A 14497-nucleotide genomic window follows, 5' to 3' on the forward strand; every position below is an offset into this window, starting at 1 on the left:
ACCGGCCGGCGCGGTCCACCGGAGGAACGAGGCGATGGAGGACGACGACGTGATCCTGCGGCCGTGCCGGGAGGACGACGTGCCCGCGGTGACGGCGATCTACGCCCACGCGGTCGCGACCGGCCGGGCCTCGTTCGAGATCGACCCGCCCGACGAGGCCGAGATGGCCCGGCGCCGGGCGGCGCTCGTCGGAAGCGGCCACCCCTATCTCGTCGCCGAGCGGGCGGGCGCGGTCGCCGCCTACGCGTATGCGGGGCCCTACCGGCCCCGGCCGGCCTATCGCGGCACGCTCGAGAGCTCGGTCTACGTCCGGCCGGACCAGGCCGGGCGCGGCCTCGGCCGGCGCCTGATGGCGCGCCTGATCGCCGAGGCCGAAGGGGCCGGCTTTCGCCAGATGGTGGCGGTGATCGGGGATTCGCACAACGCCGCCTCGATCGGCCTGCACGCCGCCCTCGGCTTCCGGCATGTCGGGGTGCTGACGTCGGTCGGCTGGAAGCACGGCACCTGGCTCGACACCGTGCTGATGCAGCGCGCCCTCGGCCCCGGCGACGGGATGCCGCCCGACGCCTGACACTGACGCCTGACCATTGGGCCGTTCGGTTACCGGCGCTTAACCCTGTCCGTTGTAGGGCTCTTAACCATGATGGTCCGCCGGCTCCGGCGGATCCCGGCGGAGCGGAGCGGCAGGCCCGTGGCGGACGAGCGGCGAACACCCGGACGGGCCGGTCCCGGCCTCCCGGCCCGGGCGCGGGCCGCCGCCCTCTCGGCCACGCTCGGCGTGGCATCCACGCTGCTCGCGGCGGCCGGGCCCGCCGCGGCCCAGGGCGCCGCCTCGCCGGCGACCGACCCCGCGCTCGCCGGCCCGCTTCCGGGCGGGCAGGATCCCGCCACCTTCGCGCTGCGGACCGGCCCGACTCCGCAGGGGCTGTCACGGACCCCCGCGCGCCCGGGCGCGTCCCGGTTCGGGGCCCGGCCGCGCACGCCGCCGCAGCGGCGCAGCCGCCCGCCCACCACGGCAATCACCCGCCAGGCAACCCAGCAGGGCGTCGCCGACGACCTGCGCCTGCGCCCCACCGTCCAGGTGCCGGTCTCGGGCCTGCCGGACCTCGCCACCGCGACGCCGCTCCTGCGCCGCCGCACGATCGATCCCCTCGATCCCTACGGCCCGCTCGGCATCCGGCTCGGCGGGCTGACCCTGTTCCCGGCGCTGCAGCAGAGCGTCGGCTACGATTCCAACCCCGACCGCTCGATCTACCGCCGCGGCTCGATGGCCCTGCTCACCCAGGGCGAGCTGCGCGTCGCGAGCGACTGGTCGTCCCACGAGCTCACCGGCGCGATGCGCTTCGGCTACTTCCTGTACCCGGACAACCGCGCCGCCAACCGGCCGGACGGCGACGGCGCGATGCGCCTGCGCCTCGACGTCGCCCGCGACACCAAGGTCGACGTCGAGGGCCGCTACGCCATCTCGACCCAGCGCGCCGGCAGCCCCGACCTCGCCGTCCAGGTCCGCGACCGGCCCCTCGTCGCGACTTACGGCGGCACCGTCGGGGTGACGCAGAACTTCAACCGGCTGCAGGTCACGGTGGCGGGCCTCGTCGACCGCCAGACCTACGAGAACGCCCAGCTCACCGACGGCACGCTGCTGCGCCAGGACGACCGCAACGCCAACCAGTACGGCCTGCGCCTGCGCACCGGCTACGAGATCCGCCCCGGCTTCACCCCCTTCGTCGACACCCTGGTCGATACCCGGATCCACGACTTCGCCGTCGACCAGTTCGGCCTGCGCCGCGACTCGGACGGCGTGACGGTGCGGGCCGGCTCCAGCTTCGAGGTCAGCCGGCTCCTCACCGGCGAGGTCTCGGGCGGCTACCTGTCGCGCCACTACGCCGACAGCCGCCTGCGCGACGTCTCCGGCCCGGTGATCGACGGCACGATGACCTGGGCGGCCACCGCCCTCACCTCGCTGCGGCTCGGCGCCTCGACCGGGGTGATCGAGACCATCGTGCCGGGGGCGAGCGGCATCCTCACCCGCACCGCCGTCGCCGAGATCAGCCACGACCTGCGCCGCAACCTGCGCCTGACCCTCACCGGCACGCTGATCAACAACGACTACCAGGGCACCAGCATCCGCGAGCAGGGCTACAGCGCCGGCGTCAAGCTCGACTACCGCGTCAACCGCTGGCTCGGCATCCGGGCGAGCTACGCCCGCGAGTTGCTGAAGAGCACCGCGGTGGGGTCGAGCTACCACTCGGACACGTATCTGGTGGGGGTGCGGGTCAACCCGTAGCCGCGGGCTCGCCCTGCGACACGGGCGCCGCGCAACCCTCACCCGCCTCCCCCGGTTTCATCGGATCGAGGCACCGGTCCCGAGGGAGGGTGGATCCACGCGATGACGACGGCGTTCCGGCCCGAGCGGATCTTCCTGGTCACCAGCCTGGTGCTGACCGCGGCCGCGGCGATCGCGCTCTACCTCCTCCAGGCGACGACGCTGACCATCGCGGTGGCGCCCCGGGACGGGACCGAGCCGGCCCTGATCCGCGCCTACGCGGAGGCGCTGAAGACCGCCCAGAAGGGCGTGCGCCTCAAGATCCTGCCCTTCGACGACGTGCGCGAGAGCGCCAAGGCGCTGGAGCAGGGGCGTGCCGACCTCGCGGTGGTGCGGCCCGACGTCGACCTGCCGGCGAACGGCCTGACGCTGGCGATCCTGCGCGACCAGGCGATGCTGATCGCCTCGCCGGCGCCGTCCGGCATCACGAGCTTCCCGGGCCTCGCCCGCAAGCGCCTCGGCATCGTCGCCCATCGTGACGCCGACCTGTGGCTGCTCAAGAACCTGATGGGCTATTACGGCCTCGCCCTGCAGGAGGGCGGGACGGGCCCGATTCCGACCGGGCAGGTGCGGCTGGTGCCGCTGGCGGAGGAAGATCTCGCCGGGGCCTTCGCCGCCAAGCGCATCGACGCGGTGGTGGCGGTGATCGCGCCGGCCGCCCCGATGGCCTTGCGCCTCGTCGGTACCGTCCAGGCGGCGAGCCGGACCCGCAAGGTCGATTTCGTCGGCGTCGAGGATGGGCCGGCGATCATCGAGCGGCTGCCCCGGCTCCAGGCGGTCACCGTGCCGGCCGGCCTGTTCGGCGGCAGCCCGAAGGTGCCCGAGGAGGAGGTGAAGACCGTCGGCGCGTCCTACCGGCTGATGGCCAAGGCCTCGATGAGCCGCACCGTGGCGGCGGACGTCACCCAGCACCTGTTCGAGCTGCGCTCGCGCCTCTCCGACGCGACGCCGGCGGCCGATTACGTGGCGGCGCCGGCCTACGAGACGACCGCCGAGGCGACGAGCGCGCGGCTGCCGATCCATCCCGGCGCCATCGACTATTTCGAGCGCGAGCAGCAGGGCTTCATCGAGCGCTACGGCGACTGGGTCTACCTGCTGGCGGTGCTCGGCGGCGGCTTCGGCTCGGCGCTGGCCTGGCTGCGACAGCGCCTGCGACGCCTGCGGCGCGAGCGCATCGACGTGGTGATGGACCGCCTGCTCGAGATCCTGGCCGAGGCCAGAGGGGCCGACGCCGCCGGCCTCGACGCCCTCACGGGCGAGGTCGACGCGCTCGCCGCCGACGTGGTGCGCTACACCCGCGAGCGCGAGACCGACACCCGCACCATGGCGGCGGTGATGATCGCCATCGAGACCGCGCGCTCGACCATCGCCGATTGCCGCCGGATGACCGGGAACGCGACGGGGGGCGACGCGGAGCCCCGCCGTCAGGCCTTCCGGCTCAGCGCCGCCGAATGACCTACCGCACCATCGCCAGCGGCGCGCCGGACTTCGACAGGGCGCCGTCCATGGCGCCGCCCGCCGGGCGCAGCCGCGCCGCGACCGTGCCGCCGGGCTGGTAGAGGTAGACCTCGCCGTCGCGAAAGTCCCAGGCGGTGACCTTGGCGAGGTCCTTGTTGGCGCAGCCCGCGGACGAGGCCTTGTAGAGGTCGAGCGCCGGGGTGCTGGCGAGGTTCACCTTGCAGCTCGCGCCGGTGGCGTCCTTGGCGGTCCAGCCGCCGACCACCGCCGAGCGGCCGCCCGTGGACACCACCGGGGGGGCGGGCGGCGGCGCGATCGCGGCCTGCTGCTGCACCGGCGGCGGCGGGGCGGGCTCCGCCATGATCGGGCCGGACGGGTTGGCGACGACCGGGGCCCCGGCTGCGCCCGGCGGCGGGGCGAGCGGCGCCGAGGTGACCGGGCCGGAGGACAGGCCGGGGCCGAGATCCGGCTCCTCGGGCGGCAGCGGCCGGGCGATCCGCGGGGCCGGCCGGACCGGAGCGCTCAAGGCCGCGGTATCGAAGCGCGACGAGGAGCAGGCGCCGGCGCTGGCGGCGAGCGCCAGGGCGGCGACGGTGCAGAGGATCTGACGCGGCATCGAAGGGTCCTGCAGGGGGCCTAGTGTCGAGGTCGTTGGTCCCCGGCAAATACGATCCCGCAAAGGCGGGCACAGGTCTTTCCCCAACGACAAAGGCGCCCGAAGGCGCCTTTTCGAGGGGGTGTGGCCGACAGGACCCAGTCGGCCGCACCGATGCGTTCGCGCGGGAGGATCAGACCTCGCGGGCCACCATCATCTTCTTGATCTCGGCGATCGCCTTCGCCGGGTTCAGGCCCTTCGGGCAGGTGTTGGCGCAGTTCATGATGGTGTGGCAGCGGTAGAGCCGGAACGGGTCGTGCAGGCTGTCGAGGCGCTCGCCGGTATGCTCGTCGCGGCTGTCGATCAGCCAGCGATAGGCCTGGAGCAGGGCCGCCGGACCGAGGAAGCGGTCACCGTTCCACCAGTAGCTCGGGCACGAGGTGGTGCAGCAGGCGCACAGGATGCACTCGTAGAGCCCGTCGAGCCGCGCGCGGTCCTCGGGGGTCTGCTGCCACTCCTTCTCGGGCGAGGGCGACTCGGTCTGCAGCCACGGCTCGATCGCGGCGTGCTGGGCGAAGAACGAGGTCAGGTCGGGGACCAGGTCCTTCAGCACCGGCATGTGCGGCAGGGGGTAGATCTTGACCTGACTCGACTTGCAGTCGTCGATGCCGAGCGTGCAGGCGAGCGTGTTCTGCCCCATGATGTTCATGGCGCAGGAGCCGCAGATGCCCTCGCGGCATGAGCGCCGGAAGGTCAGGGTCGGATCGATCTTGTTCTTGATCCAGAGCAGGGCGTCGAGGACCATCGGGCCGCAATCGTCGCGATCGACGTAGTAGGTGTCGATCCGCGGATTGGCGCCGTCGTCCTGGTTCCAGCGGTAGATCCGGAACTCCTGGACGTTCTTGGCACCGGCCGGCTTCGGCCAGGTCTTGCCCTCGGTGTACTGGGAGCCTTTGGGGAGATTGAACTGGGCCATCTGTCTATGCCTGATCGGTGCGGTCAACCCGAGGGAGCGAAGGCGGATGGGCCCGCCCGCGACGGCCGGATTGCGGAAGATGCGGGCGGAGGGACCGCCGAGTGCGGCGCGACCGGACGGCCCGCTGCACGGGGCCGGCCGGTCGTCATCATCAGTACACACGGGCCTTCGGCTCGATATACGCGATGTCGTTCGACATCGTGTAGGTGTGGACCGGCCGGTAATCGATCGCGACCTTGCGGGCGTCGGGGTCGAGCCAGGCGAGCGTGTGCTTCATCCACTGCTTGTCGTCGCGATCCGGAAAGTCCTCGCGGGCATGTGCGCCGCGCGACTCGGTCCGGTTGGCGGCCGATTCCATGGTAACGACGGCCTGGCCGATCAGGTTGTCGAACTCCAGGGTCTCCAGGAGGTCGGTGTTCCACACCAGCGAGCGGTCGGTGATCTTCACGTCGTCGGTGCCGGCCCAGACCTTGTTGATCAGGCCCCTGCCCTCCTCCAGCACCTCGCCGGTGCGGAACACGGCGCAGTTGTTCTGCATCGTCTTCTGCATCTCGAGGCGCAGCTCCGCCGTCGGCGTGCCGCCGTTGGCGTAGCGGAAGCGGTCGAGGCGCGAGAGCGCCTTGTCGGCGGAGTCCTTCGGCAGTTCCGGCAGGCGGCCGCCCTTCTCCACCGTGTCGGCGCAGCGCAGGCCCGCGGCGCGGCCGAACACCACGAGGTCGATGAGCGAGTTCGAGCCCAGGCGGTTGGCGCCATGGACCGACACGCAGGCCGCCTCGCCGATCGCCATCAGGCCCGGCACGACGTGGTCCGGGTTGCCGTTCTTCAGCGTCAGCACCTCGCCGTGATAGTTCGTCGGGATTCCGCCCATGTTGTAGTGGACGGTCGGGATGACCGGGATCGGCTCCTTGGTCACGTCGACGCCGGCGAAGATCTTCGCGCTCTCCGAGATGCCGGGCAGGCGCTCGTGCAGGATCTTCGGGTCGAGGTGGTCGAGGTGGAGGAAGATGTGGTCCTTGCCCTTGCCGACGCCGCGGCCGGCGCGGATCTCCATGGTCATGGAGCGCGAGACCACGTCGCGCGAGGCGAGGTCCTTGGCCGAGGGGGCGTAGCGCTCCATGAAGCGCTCACCCTCGGAATTCGTCAGGTAGCCGCCCTCGCCGCGCGAGCCCTCGGTGATGAGGCAGCCGGCGCCGTAGATGCCGGTCGGGTGGAACTGGACGAACTCCATGTCCTCGAGCGCGAGGCCCGCGCGCAGCACCATGGCGTTGCCGTCGCCGGTGCAGGTATGGGCCGAGGTCGCCGAGAAGTAGGCCCGGCCGTAGCCGCCGGTGGCCAGCACCGTCGTGGCGGCGCGGAAGCGGTGGATCTCGCCGGTCGCCTGGTCGATGGCGATGACGCCGCGGCAGCGGCCGTCCTCGTCCATGATCAGGTCGAGGGCGAAATACTCGATGAAGAAGTTGGTCTGCGCCTTCACGGCCTGGCCGTAGAGGGTGTGCAGCATGGCGTGGCCGGTGCGGTCGGCCGCCGCGCAGGTGCGCTGGGCGGTGCCCTTGCCGTAATCGGTGGTCATGCCGCCGAACGGGCGCTGGTAGATCTTGCCCTCGGCGGTGCGCGAGAACGGCACGCCCCAGTGCTCGAGCTCGTAGACCGCCGCCGGCGCGTTGCGCACCAGGTACTCGATCGCGTCCTGGTCGCCGAGCCAGTCCGACCCCTTCACGGTGTCGTACATGTGCCAGCGCCAGTCGTCCGGGCCCATGTTGCCGAGCGAGGCCGAGATGCCGCCCTGCGCCGCCACGGTGTGCGAGCGGGTCGGGAACACCTTGGTGATGCAGGCGGTGCGCAGGCCCGCCTGCGAGCAGCCGACGGTGGCGCGCAGGCCCGCGCCGCCGGCGCCGACGATCACGACGTCGAAGGTGTGGTCGATGATGGTGTACGCCTTGCCGTTCTGGGCCGGCGCGGCGGAAGCGGTGGAGGCCATGGGCGAGGTTCCCGTTCTGGCGTTGCGCAGTCTGTCGTTAGGCGAAGGCTCGCAGGCTCACGCGCACGATGGCGTAGAGGCAGGCGACCGCGACGACGACGCAGTAGAAGTTGTTGGCGATGACCGCGGCGACGCGCAGGCCCTTGTCGTGGACGTAGTCCTCGATGACGATCTGCAGGCCCATCCGCATGTGGTTGGTGACCGAGAGCACGCCAAGGATGAGCAGGATCGCCACCAGCGGGTGCGACACCAGGGCGACCGCCTCCGGGTAGGGCCGGCCGGCCATCAGGGCGACGATCACCACGAAGGCGAGGACGAGGGGCACGTTGGAGACCGCGGTGACGCGGTGCATCCACCACTCGCGCGTGCCGTGATGCGCAGGCCCCAAGCCGCTGATGCGGGCGCGGGCGGTGCGGATCGAGGGACGGGGTTCGGCCATGGTGTCGGTCGTCCTCTTCAGCGGGCCAGCAGGGCGACGAACCAGATCACCAGCGTCAGCGCGGTCGAGCCCACCAGGGTGAGGCGCGCCATCGCGATGCGGGTGCCGGGCTCCATGCCGTGGCCGAAATCCCAGACCAGGTGGCGGATGCCGCCGAGCATGTGGTGCATCAGGATCCAGGTGTAGACGAACAGGATCAGCCGCCCGAGGATCGAGCCGAAGAACCACGCCACCGGGCCGTAGGCGCCGGGACCCGCGGCGAGCGCGACCAGCCAGAGGGCCAGCAGAGCCGTGCCGCCGTAGAGCGCGACGCCGGTGATGCGGTGGGCCACCGACATCGCCATGGTCCAGGTCCAGCGGTAGATCTGGAGGTGGGGCGAGAGCGGTCGCACGACCGGTCTGCCGGCGGGGTTGGTGGGCCTTGCGGTGTCCGCCATCGTGATCCTCGAAAGATTCCTGGTCTGTACCGGCTCTAAACTGGGTCACCTATCGGCTCCGCCGCGCGAGCGCAACGTGGCCGCCGGTCCACACGCGTGACACAAGCCGCGACCTGTCTCTCTGGAATGCGTCCAGTTCGCAATGCGATTCTCGTTGACCCAGCCTTCGCGGATCGCGAAGGCTGGAAGCGGCTCTGGTCATCGTGGGCCTGAGCGCTCTACCTTCGTGGCCGGCGAAACGATCGGCCGGGTCCGAGGCCGCCGGACGCCCCAGGGGAGATGCGGCCATGCATTTCGATCTCGTCGATCTCAGCCTGTTTCGCCACGTCGTCGAGGCGGGCTCGATCACCCATGGGGCCAACCGGGCGAACCTGGCGCTCGCCGCGGCGAGCCACCGCATCCGCACAATGGAGGCCTCGCTCGGCGCATCCCTCCTTGTCCGGGCACGCCTCGGCGTCACCCCGACCCCGGCCGGGCGCACGCTGCTGGCCCATGCCCGCCAGATCCTCGGCAACGTCGAGCGCCTGCAGGGCGACCTCGCTGCCTTCGCGGGCGGGGCGGCGGGACAGATCCGCGTCCTGTCGAACACCAACGCGCTGACCGAATTCCTGCCCGAGGTGCTGTCGGCCTACCTCGCCCGGCATCCCGGGGTGAGCGTCGACATCGAGGAGCGATTGTCGGACGAGATCGTCGGGCTCGTGGCGGAAGGCGCGGCGGATCTCGGCCTCGTCGCCGGCACGGTCGAGACCGGCAGCCTTGAGACCTACCCGTTCCGCCGCGACCGCTTCGTCCTGGTGGTGGCGGCGGGCCACCCGCTGGCGGCGCGGCCGTCCGTGCCCTTCGCGGAGGTGCTGGGCCACGACCTCGTCGGGCTCGACCGGGCGAGCGCGCTCACCCGCTTCCTCGCCGCCAAGGCCGGGCGCAGCGGCCAGCCCCTGCGCCTGCGGGTGCAGCTGCGCGGCTTCGACGCGGTCTGCCGCCTGGTCGAGTGCGGCGTCGGCCTCGGCATCGTGCCGGAGACGACCGCGCGCCGGGCCGCCCGCACCATGGCGATCGCCCCGGTCGCCCTCGACGACCCCTGGGCGGTGCGCGACCTCACGATCTGCGTGCGGGACCTCGCCGCCCTCCCCCCGTTCGCGCAGGACTTCGTCGCCGATCTGCGGTTGCCGGGGGCCTCAGCCGATCTCGCCGACGTGGTTGCCGGTTCGGCGCCGAAAATCTGTGACGAAACAAGGGCCTGAGCGGGCGGGGCGTTGGCCTGCCCACGGTACACGATACTGGCCCTGCCGGGCTCCCCGGCTCATCGTCGGCCAACCCCTTTCCGGGCCCGGTACGGGCCTGCACGACTGCAGCGAAGCGGAAGGAGATCCGGGATCCAGCAAAACAAGCCGCGAAGCGTCCGTGCGTCTGCAACGGTGCACCAAGCAGAGCCGCTTCGCGGCACGTTCTCGGCTGGATCCCGGATCTCCTTCCGCTGACGCTCCAGTCGTCCGGGAAAGGGGGCGAGCCTTCTCGGAACGCCCTCGGACGGCCTACACATTCCCAGTGTCGGGTACCGTGTGGCCTGCCTACGCAAGTCCGCTCAGGGCGCGCGCCCGCCGCGGGGGATCGTGGAGTCCGGGCCCTGCACACCCGGCCCGTCCTCGGGTAAGACTGCGTCACCCCGAGGCAGCCAACGAGGCGGACGACCCCACCCCATGCAGGACACCGACCGCCCGCACGAGCCCGCCGCCCTGGTCGATGCCGAGGCGCATTCCGCCGGCTTCCGGCAGGTGCGCGAGGCGCGCCGGCTCGAGCTGGTCGAGGATTACGTCGAGCTGATCGCCGACCTGATCGGCGACGGCGGCGAGGCGCGCCAGGTCGACATCGCGGCCCGCCTCGGCGTCGCCCAGCCGACGGTGGCCAAGATGCTCAAGCGCCTGGCCGAGGACGGGCTGGTGCAGCAGCGGCCCTATCGCGGGGTCTTCCTCACCGAGGCCGGCCGGGCGCTGGCCGCGGAGGCGCGGGAGCGCCACCGCATCGTCGAGTCGTTCCTGCTGGCGCTCGGCGTCAGCCCGGACGTGGCGCGCTGCGACGCGGAAGGCATCGAGCACCACGTCAGCCGCGAGACCCTGGAGGCGTTCCGCCGCTTCACCGCCGCCCGGACCGACGCCTGACGGTGCGGGACCGGTGCCGCGGGCGCACCGGTCTCCGCTCCCGGTCAGGCCGCCCGCATGCTGCGCAGGAAGGCCTCCGTCTGGGCGTTCAGCTCGCGCGAGCGCTCCGAGACCTGCGACGAGGCGCTCATTACCCGCGTCGCGGTCTCGCCGGTCTCGGCGGCCGAGGCCGACACGCCGGCGGTGCCGGCCATCACGTCGCCGGCACCGGCCGCCGCCTGGGCGACGTTGCGGACGATCTCCTGGGTCGCGGCGTTCTGCTCCTCGACCGCGGCGGCGATGGTGGTCGTGACGCTGCTGATCTCGCGGATCCGCGCGCCGAACCCGCCGATCGCCGAGACCGCCTGGGCGGTCGAATCCTGGATCCGGGAGATCTGCGCCGAGATCTCGTCGGTCGCCTTGGCGGTCTGGTTGGCGAGTTCCTTGACCTCGGCCGCGACGACCGCGAAGCCGCGGCCCGCCTCGCCGGCCCGTGCCGCTTCGATGGTGGCGTTGAGCGCCAGGAGGTTGGTCTGCCCGGCGATCGACGAGATCAGGCTCACCACGTCGCCGATCTTGCTCACCGCGCCGCTCAATTCCTGCACCAGGCGCGCGGTCGAATCCGCCTCGACCACCGCCGCCTCGGCGAGGCTCGCCGAGCCCTGGACCTGGCGGCCGATCTCGTTGACCGAGCTGCCGAGCTCCTCGGAGGCCGCCGCGACGGTGCCGATGTTGCTCGACGTCTGCTGGGCCGACCCCGCGACCTCCGTCGAGCGGGCGCTGGTCTGGCTCGCCGTGCCGGCCATCGAGGAGGCCGCGCCGTTCATCTCGGCGGCGGCGTTCGATAGGGCGGCGAGCAGGGCCGAGGAATCCCGGGTGAAGCCGGCGACCAGTTCCTCCAGGCGCCTGGCCCGCTCCTCGTCGCGCAGCTTGATGGTCGTCTCCTCGTCGATGTCGACGAGCGAGCCGCAGATCCGGACCGGAACGCCGTTGGCGTCGTAGGCGGCGCCGCCCGTGGCGCGGAACCAGCGCGGCGTCCCGTCCGGCATCACGATCCGGTAGCGGACGTCGTAGGCACCCTGGTTCTTGACGTCCTTGATCGCCGCCGCGAAGGCGCCCATGATCCGCTCGACGTCCTCAGAGTAGATCCGGCTCGACCAGGATTCCAGGGTATCCGGGTAATCCTCGATCGTCTTGTAGCCGACGACACGCCGGAATTCCGGCGTCCAGGTCACCTTGGTCTTCGGATGGGTCAGGTCGCCCTTGAACGGGATGACCTCCCAGAGCCCCACACCGGCGCGCGTCGCGAGAAGTTCGAGAAATCCGTCTTTGCGGGAAAAGCGCGTCAGCATGGGGTCGTCCGATCGTTCCTGGACAGATCTTACCGACGACCGATGAACGACGCGTTACGTCACGGCACGATGTCGTTGCCTGCTCATCCCGACCGTTCCGGACGAGAACGGCCGGCCCGACGGCGGGAGCGGGCGCCGTCCTCGCCGGCGCCGGCGGAAACTGCCTCAGCGCGGCATCAGCGCCCAGTAATCGAGGTCGAGGATCACCGCCGGGTCGTAGCCCTCCCCCGCCTTGTCCGGATGGGCGGCGCAGGGCTGGTTCTTGGTCGCGACGGTGCGCAGGCGCAGCGCCCCGATGTCGTCGCGCCCGGGAAGCTCCGCCACCGCCAGGACCTCGCTCCAGGCATAGACCGTGTCGCCGGCAAACAGCGGCGCGACGTGGCGGCCGGCATTGATGCCGGCGATCGAGAAGGCGTTGCCGAGCCCGTTGAAGCTGAGGGCCCGGGCGAGCGAGATGACGTGGCCGCCATAGATCAGCCGCTTGCCGAAGCGGGTATCCTTGGCCGCGAAGCCGTCGAAATGGACCTTGGCGGTGTTCTGGAACAACCGGGTGGCGATCTGGTGCTCCGCCTCCTCGACGGTCATGCCGTCGACGTGGTCGATGCGCTCGCCCGCCGCGTAGTCGCCGAGGCGGTGCGGGCTGCCGGCGAGGCCGAGATCGTAGGCCTGCCCGTTCAGGGGCGGCAGGGCGGCGGCCAGTTCCTCGGGCGCCACCGCCTTGGCCAGCGTCGGCACCGCCTCGGCAACGATCACCGCCTCCGGGTCGCGCTTGCGCACCAGCACCCAGCGGCAATAGCTCAACACCGCCTCGCCGGCGGCGTTGGTGCCGGTGGACCGGACGTAGACCACGCCGGTCTGGCGGTTCGAGCTCTCCTTGAGGCCGATCACCTCCGAGACCGTGTTCAGGGTCTCGCCCGGATAGACCGGCCGCAGGAAGCGCCCCTCGGCATAGCCGAGATTGGCGACCGCGTTGAGCGAGATGTCCGGCACGGTCTTGCCGAACACGACGTGGAAGACCAGCAGGTCGTCGAGGGGAGCCCGGGCGTAGCCGAAGGCCGACGCGAAGGCATCCGAGGACTGCACCGCGAAGCGCGGGCCGTAGAGCGCGGTGTAGAGCGCCACGTCGCCGGTGGTCACGGTGCGCGGCGTGGCGTGGCGGATGGTCTCCCCGAGGCGGAAATCCTCGAAGAAACGGCCCGGATTGGTCTTCATCGTCGCCCTCTCGTGCAAGAGCCCGCCGGGCGCGCGCGGGCGCCGGGCAGGCTCCGGGATTCGTTCCGTGCAGCCGGGACGGGGCCGGCCGGTGACGTCGACGAGGATTTGAGGGTCAGCCCCGCCCCACGGTCAAGCCCCACCGCAGCCCAAGGGGTCGAAGGGAGCCAGGGTTCGGAGGGGCGCGTTCCCCCGGATCAGGGGGCGGCCAGGGTCTCGAGGCGTCGCACGAGAGCCGGGCCGTCGCCGGTGATGCGGAAGTGCTTGATCCGCGCCGTGGCGCCGGCCGCGAGCGTCACCGCCGAGGCGGGCAGCCCGAGGGCGCGCCGCAGCACGTCGCGGATCGCGGCATTGGCGGCGCCGTCCTCCGGCGCCGCCCGCACCCGTACCTTCAGCACGGGCAACCCGTCGTCCCGGGTCTCGATGCCGTCGAGGGCATCGCGCCCGCCGCGCGGGGTGGCCCGGACCCGGACCTCGATCCCCTCGGGGGTCGCCCGCCAGGGCCGGGCGTCCATCGCCGCCCTACGCCAGGCCGGCGAGGAGCTCGAACATCAGGTTGCGCAGGAAGAACAGGCCCAGCACCAGGATGATCGGCGAGATGTCGATGCCGCCGAGGTTGGGCAGGATGCGCCGGATCGGCCGCAGGGCCGGCTCGGTCACCCGGAACAGGAACTCCCCGATCTGCGAGACGATCGGGTTGCGCACGTTGACCACGTTGAAGGTCACCAGCCAGCTGAGCACGGCGCTGGCGATCAGGAGGTACACGTAGAGCGTGATGATGTTGTCGATGAGCCAGAGGATCGAGCGCATGCGTGGTCCGTGCGAGCCCGGGGCGCCCGCGCGCAGTCGCGACGCGGCCGTGCCACCAAGGGAATTGACAGGCTGAGAAGGGCCGGCCTACAAGGCACCCGCCTCGGACGGGGCTGTAGCTCAGATGGGAGAGCGCCGCAATCGCACTGCGGAGGTCAGGGGTTCGAATCCCCTCAGCTCCACCAGGCCTGCCTCGCGTGGTTAACGCTGGGTTGGTCCGGTGAAGAGGTCAGGTGGCGAAGGCCACCGGGTAGTGACATCGCTCCGGCGATATGACATATGCCCGCTCACGGCGGGGCTGTAGCTCAGATGGGAGAGCGCCGCAATCGCACTGCGGAGGTCAGGGGTTCGAATCCCCTCAGCTCCACCAAATCTTCTTTGGTGGATACCGGCCTCGACCTGGATCGAGGCAGGATGAACCGGGAGCGGCGCAGGCCGTAGCCCGGTTTTTTCGTTTTCAGGCCGTGCCGGCCGGATGTGATCCTGGTGCCGTGCGAGAGCACTTCGCTCCTCGGCGGGGACCGGCTCCACGTCACGGCGTTCGAGCCCGTCGGCGAGGAGCCGGTACTGGGCCCGGCCCGGCCGGATTCGGGCGCGCAGCGCGAGCAGACGGCAGAGCCCCCGGTGACCAATAGCAAGACGTAGCCCAAAGGAACCGGGGGGCGCGCGGCCGCGCGGCCAAGATTGAGCTTGACCTGCCCGGCCGGCATGTAAGAACGGTTGCCGTTCCTCAGGGATAGGGCGGCGATCACTCACCAGACTCGACATCGCCCGGGCCG

General features: G+C 71.4%; 14 protein-coding genes and 2 tRNA genes. 7 read left to right on the forward strand and 9 right to left on the reverse strand.

Translation table 11 applies throughout. The annotated features are described in order from the left end of the window. Window positions 1-34 precede the first annotated feature (34 nt). From BMX97_RS15210 to BMX97_RS15220, 3 genes are all read left to right on the forward strand, one after another. Window positions 35-571, forward strand: coding sequence for a GNAT family N-acetyltransferase (locus tag BMX97_RS15210; protein ID WP_091751646.1), 537 nt, complete (start codon window positions 35-37; stop codon window positions 569-571). 120 nt (window positions 572-691) lie between these two features. After that, on the forward strand, window positions 692-2287 hold the full coding sequence (locus BMX97_RS15215; protein WP_244538446.1) for an outer membrane beta-barrel protein: 1596 nt from the start codon (window positions 692-694) through the stop codon (window positions 2285-2287). A gap of 102 nt (window positions 2288-2389) precedes the next feature. Continuing rightward, window positions 2390-3781 carry a TAXI family TRAP transporter solute-binding subunit gene (locus BMX97_RS15220; protein ID WP_091751649.1) on the forward strand — a complete coding sequence of 464 codons (1392 nt, stop codon included), beginning with the start codon at window positions 2390-2392 and terminating at the stop codon, window positions 3779-3781. A gap of 1 nt (window position 3782) precedes the next feature. Here BMX97_RS15220 and BMX97_RS15225 read toward each other — a convergent pair whose 3' ends face one another. The 5 genes from BMX97_RS15225 to sdhC form a co-directional block, all read right to left on the reverse strand. Next, window positions 3783-4400 (reverse strand): AprI/Inh family metalloprotease inhibitor, encoded by a 618-nt coding sequence (locus tag BMX97_RS15225; RefSeq protein ID WP_091751652.1) that lies wholly within the window; start codon window positions 4398-4400, stop codon window positions 3783-3785. A 172-nt stretch (window positions 4401-4572) separates the two neighbouring features. Then, window positions 4573-5355, reverse strand: coding sequence for a succinate dehydrogenase iron-sulfur subunit (locus BMX97_RS15230; RefSeq protein WP_091751656.1), 783 nt, complete (start codon window positions 5353-5355; stop codon window positions 4573-4575). Between the two features lie 151 nt (window positions 5356-5506). Further along, complete coding sequence (sdhA, locus tag BMX97_RS15235) at window positions 5507-7333, reverse strand: succinate dehydrogenase flavoprotein subunit (protein WP_091751659.1); 1827 nt, start codon at window positions 7331-7333, stop codon at window positions 5507-5509. A 37-nt stretch (window positions 7334-7370) separates the two neighbouring features. Then, window positions 7371-7772 (reverse strand): succinate dehydrogenase, hydrophobic membrane anchor protein, encoded by a 402-nt coding sequence (gene sdhD / locus BMX97_RS15240; protein ID WP_091751662.1) that lies wholly within the window; start codon window positions 7770-7772, stop codon window positions 7371-7373. 17 nt (window positions 7773-7789) lie between these two features. Then, a complete protein-coding gene (gene sdhC, locus BMX97_RS15245; RefSeq protein WP_091751665.1) occupies window positions 7790-8209 on the reverse strand; it encodes a succinate dehydrogenase, cytochrome b556 subunit in 420 nt (139 codons plus the stop codon). A 287-nt stretch (window positions 8210-8496) separates the two neighbouring features. Here sdhC and BMX97_RS15250 point away from each other — a divergent pair, with 287 nt between their 5' ends. Then, the gene (locus BMX97_RS15250) at window positions 8497-9450 is read left to right on the forward strand and encodes a LysR family transcriptional regulator (protein ID WP_091751668.1); all 954 of its coding nucleotides are present in this window, start codon (window positions 8497-8499) and stop codon (window positions 9448-9450) included. Window positions 9451-9906: 456 nt separating this feature from the next. Next, entirely contained in the window at window positions 9907-10365 is a 459-nt protein-coding gene (gene mntR / locus BMX97_RS15255; RefSeq protein WP_091751670.1) for a manganese-binding transcriptional regulator MntR, read from the forward strand. 44 nt (window positions 10366-10409) lie between these two features. Here mntR and BMX97_RS15260 read toward each other — a convergent pair whose 3' ends face one another. From BMX97_RS15260 to BMX97_RS15275, 4 genes are all read right to left on the reverse strand, one after another. Next, the gene (locus BMX97_RS15260) at window positions 10410-11696 is read right to left on the reverse strand and encodes a methyl-accepting chemotaxis protein (RefSeq protein WP_244538447.1); all 1287 of its coding nucleotides are present in this window, start codon (window positions 11694-11696) and stop codon (window positions 10410-10412) included. Between the two features lie 165 nt (window positions 11697-11861). Next, window positions 11862-12908: a MaoC family dehydratase gene (locus BMX97_RS15265; RefSeq protein WP_091751673.1), complete on the reverse strand. Its 1047-nt coding sequence runs from the start codon at window positions 12906-12908 to the stop codon at window positions 11862-11864. A 197-nt stretch (window positions 12909-13105) separates the two neighbouring features. Beyond that, window positions 13106-13423, reverse strand: a complete 318-nt coding sequence (locus tag BMX97_RS15270; protein WP_091751676.1) for a DUF167 family protein — start codon at window positions 13421-13423, stop codon at window positions 13106-13108. 7 nt (window positions 13424-13430) lie between these two features. Continuing rightward, window positions 13431-13718 (reverse strand): YggT family protein, encoded by a 288-nt coding sequence (locus tag BMX97_RS15275; RefSeq protein ID WP_060848638.1) that lies wholly within the window; start codon window positions 13716-13718, stop codon window positions 13431-13433. A 109-nt stretch (window positions 13719-13827) separates the two neighbouring features. Between BMX97_RS15275 and BMX97_RS15280 the strand changes: the two genes are divergently transcribed. Further along, a tRNA-Ala gene (locus BMX97_RS15280) sits at window positions 13828-13903 on the forward strand. Window positions 13904-14012: 109 nt separating this feature from the next. Then, window positions 14013-14088 (forward strand) — tRNA-Ala (locus tag BMX97_RS15285). The last annotated feature ends 409 nt before the right edge of the window (window positions 14089-14497 follow it).

Source organism: Methylobacterium sp. ap11 (assembly GCF_900110515.1).
In the GTDB taxonomy this organism is placed as follows: domain Bacteria; phylum Pseudomonadota; class Alphaproteobacteria; order Rhizobiales; family Beijerinckiaceae; genus Methylobacterium; species Methylobacterium ajmalii.

Bases quoted from the DNA above. Each gene is read 5' to 3' on its own strand.
- BMX97_RS15210 (WP_091751646.1), top strand. From the start codon at position 35: ATGGAGGACGACGACGTGATCCTGCGGCCGTGCCGGGAGGACGACGTG.
- BMX97_RS15220 (WP_091751649.1), top strand. From the start codon at position 2,390: ATGACGACGGCGTTCCGGCCCGAGCGGATCTTCCTGGTCACCAGCCTG.
- BMX97_RS15225 (WP_091751652.1), bottom strand. From the start codon at position 4,400: ATGCCGCGTCAGATCCTCTGCACCGTCGCCGCCCTGGCGCTCGCCGCC.
- BMX97_RS15230 (WP_091751656.1), bottom strand. From the start codon at position 5,355: ATGGCCCAGTTCAATCTCCCCAAAGGCTCCCAGTACACCGAGGGCAAG.
- sdhA (WP_091751659.1), bottom strand. From the start codon at position 7,333: ATGGCCTCCACCGCTTCCGCCGCGCCGGCCCAGAACGGCAAGGCGTAC.
- sdhD (WP_091751662.1), bottom strand. From the start codon at position 7,772: ATGGCCGAACCCCGTCCCTCGATCCGCACCGCCCGCGCCCGCATCAGC.
- sdhC (WP_091751665.1), bottom strand. From the start codon at position 8,209: ATGGCGGACACCGCAAGGCCCACCAACCCCGCCGGCAGACCGGTCGTG.
- BMX97_RS15250 (WP_091751668.1), top strand. From the start codon at position 8,497: ATGCATTTCGATCTCGTCGATCTCAGCCTGTTTCGCCACGTCGTCGAG.
- mntR (WP_091751670.1), top strand. From the start codon at position 9,907: ATGCAGGACACCGACCGCCCGCACGAGCCCGCCGCCCTGGTCGATGCC.
- BMX97_RS15260 (WP_244538447.1), bottom strand. From the start codon at position 11,696: ATGCTGACGCGCTTTTCCCGCAAAGACGGATTTCTCGAACTTCTCGCG.
- BMX97_RS15265 (WP_091751673.1), bottom strand. From the start codon at position 12,908: ATGAAGACCAATCCGGGCCGTTTCTTCGAGGATTTCCGCCTCGGGGAG.
- BMX97_RS15270 (WP_091751676.1), bottom strand. From the start codon at position 13,423: ATGGACGCCCGGCCCTGGCGGGCGACCCCCGAGGGGATCGAGGTCCGG.
- BMX97_RS15275 (WP_060848638.1), bottom strand. From the start codon at position 13,718: ATGCGCTCGATCCTCTGGCTCATCGACAACATCATCACGCTCTACGTG.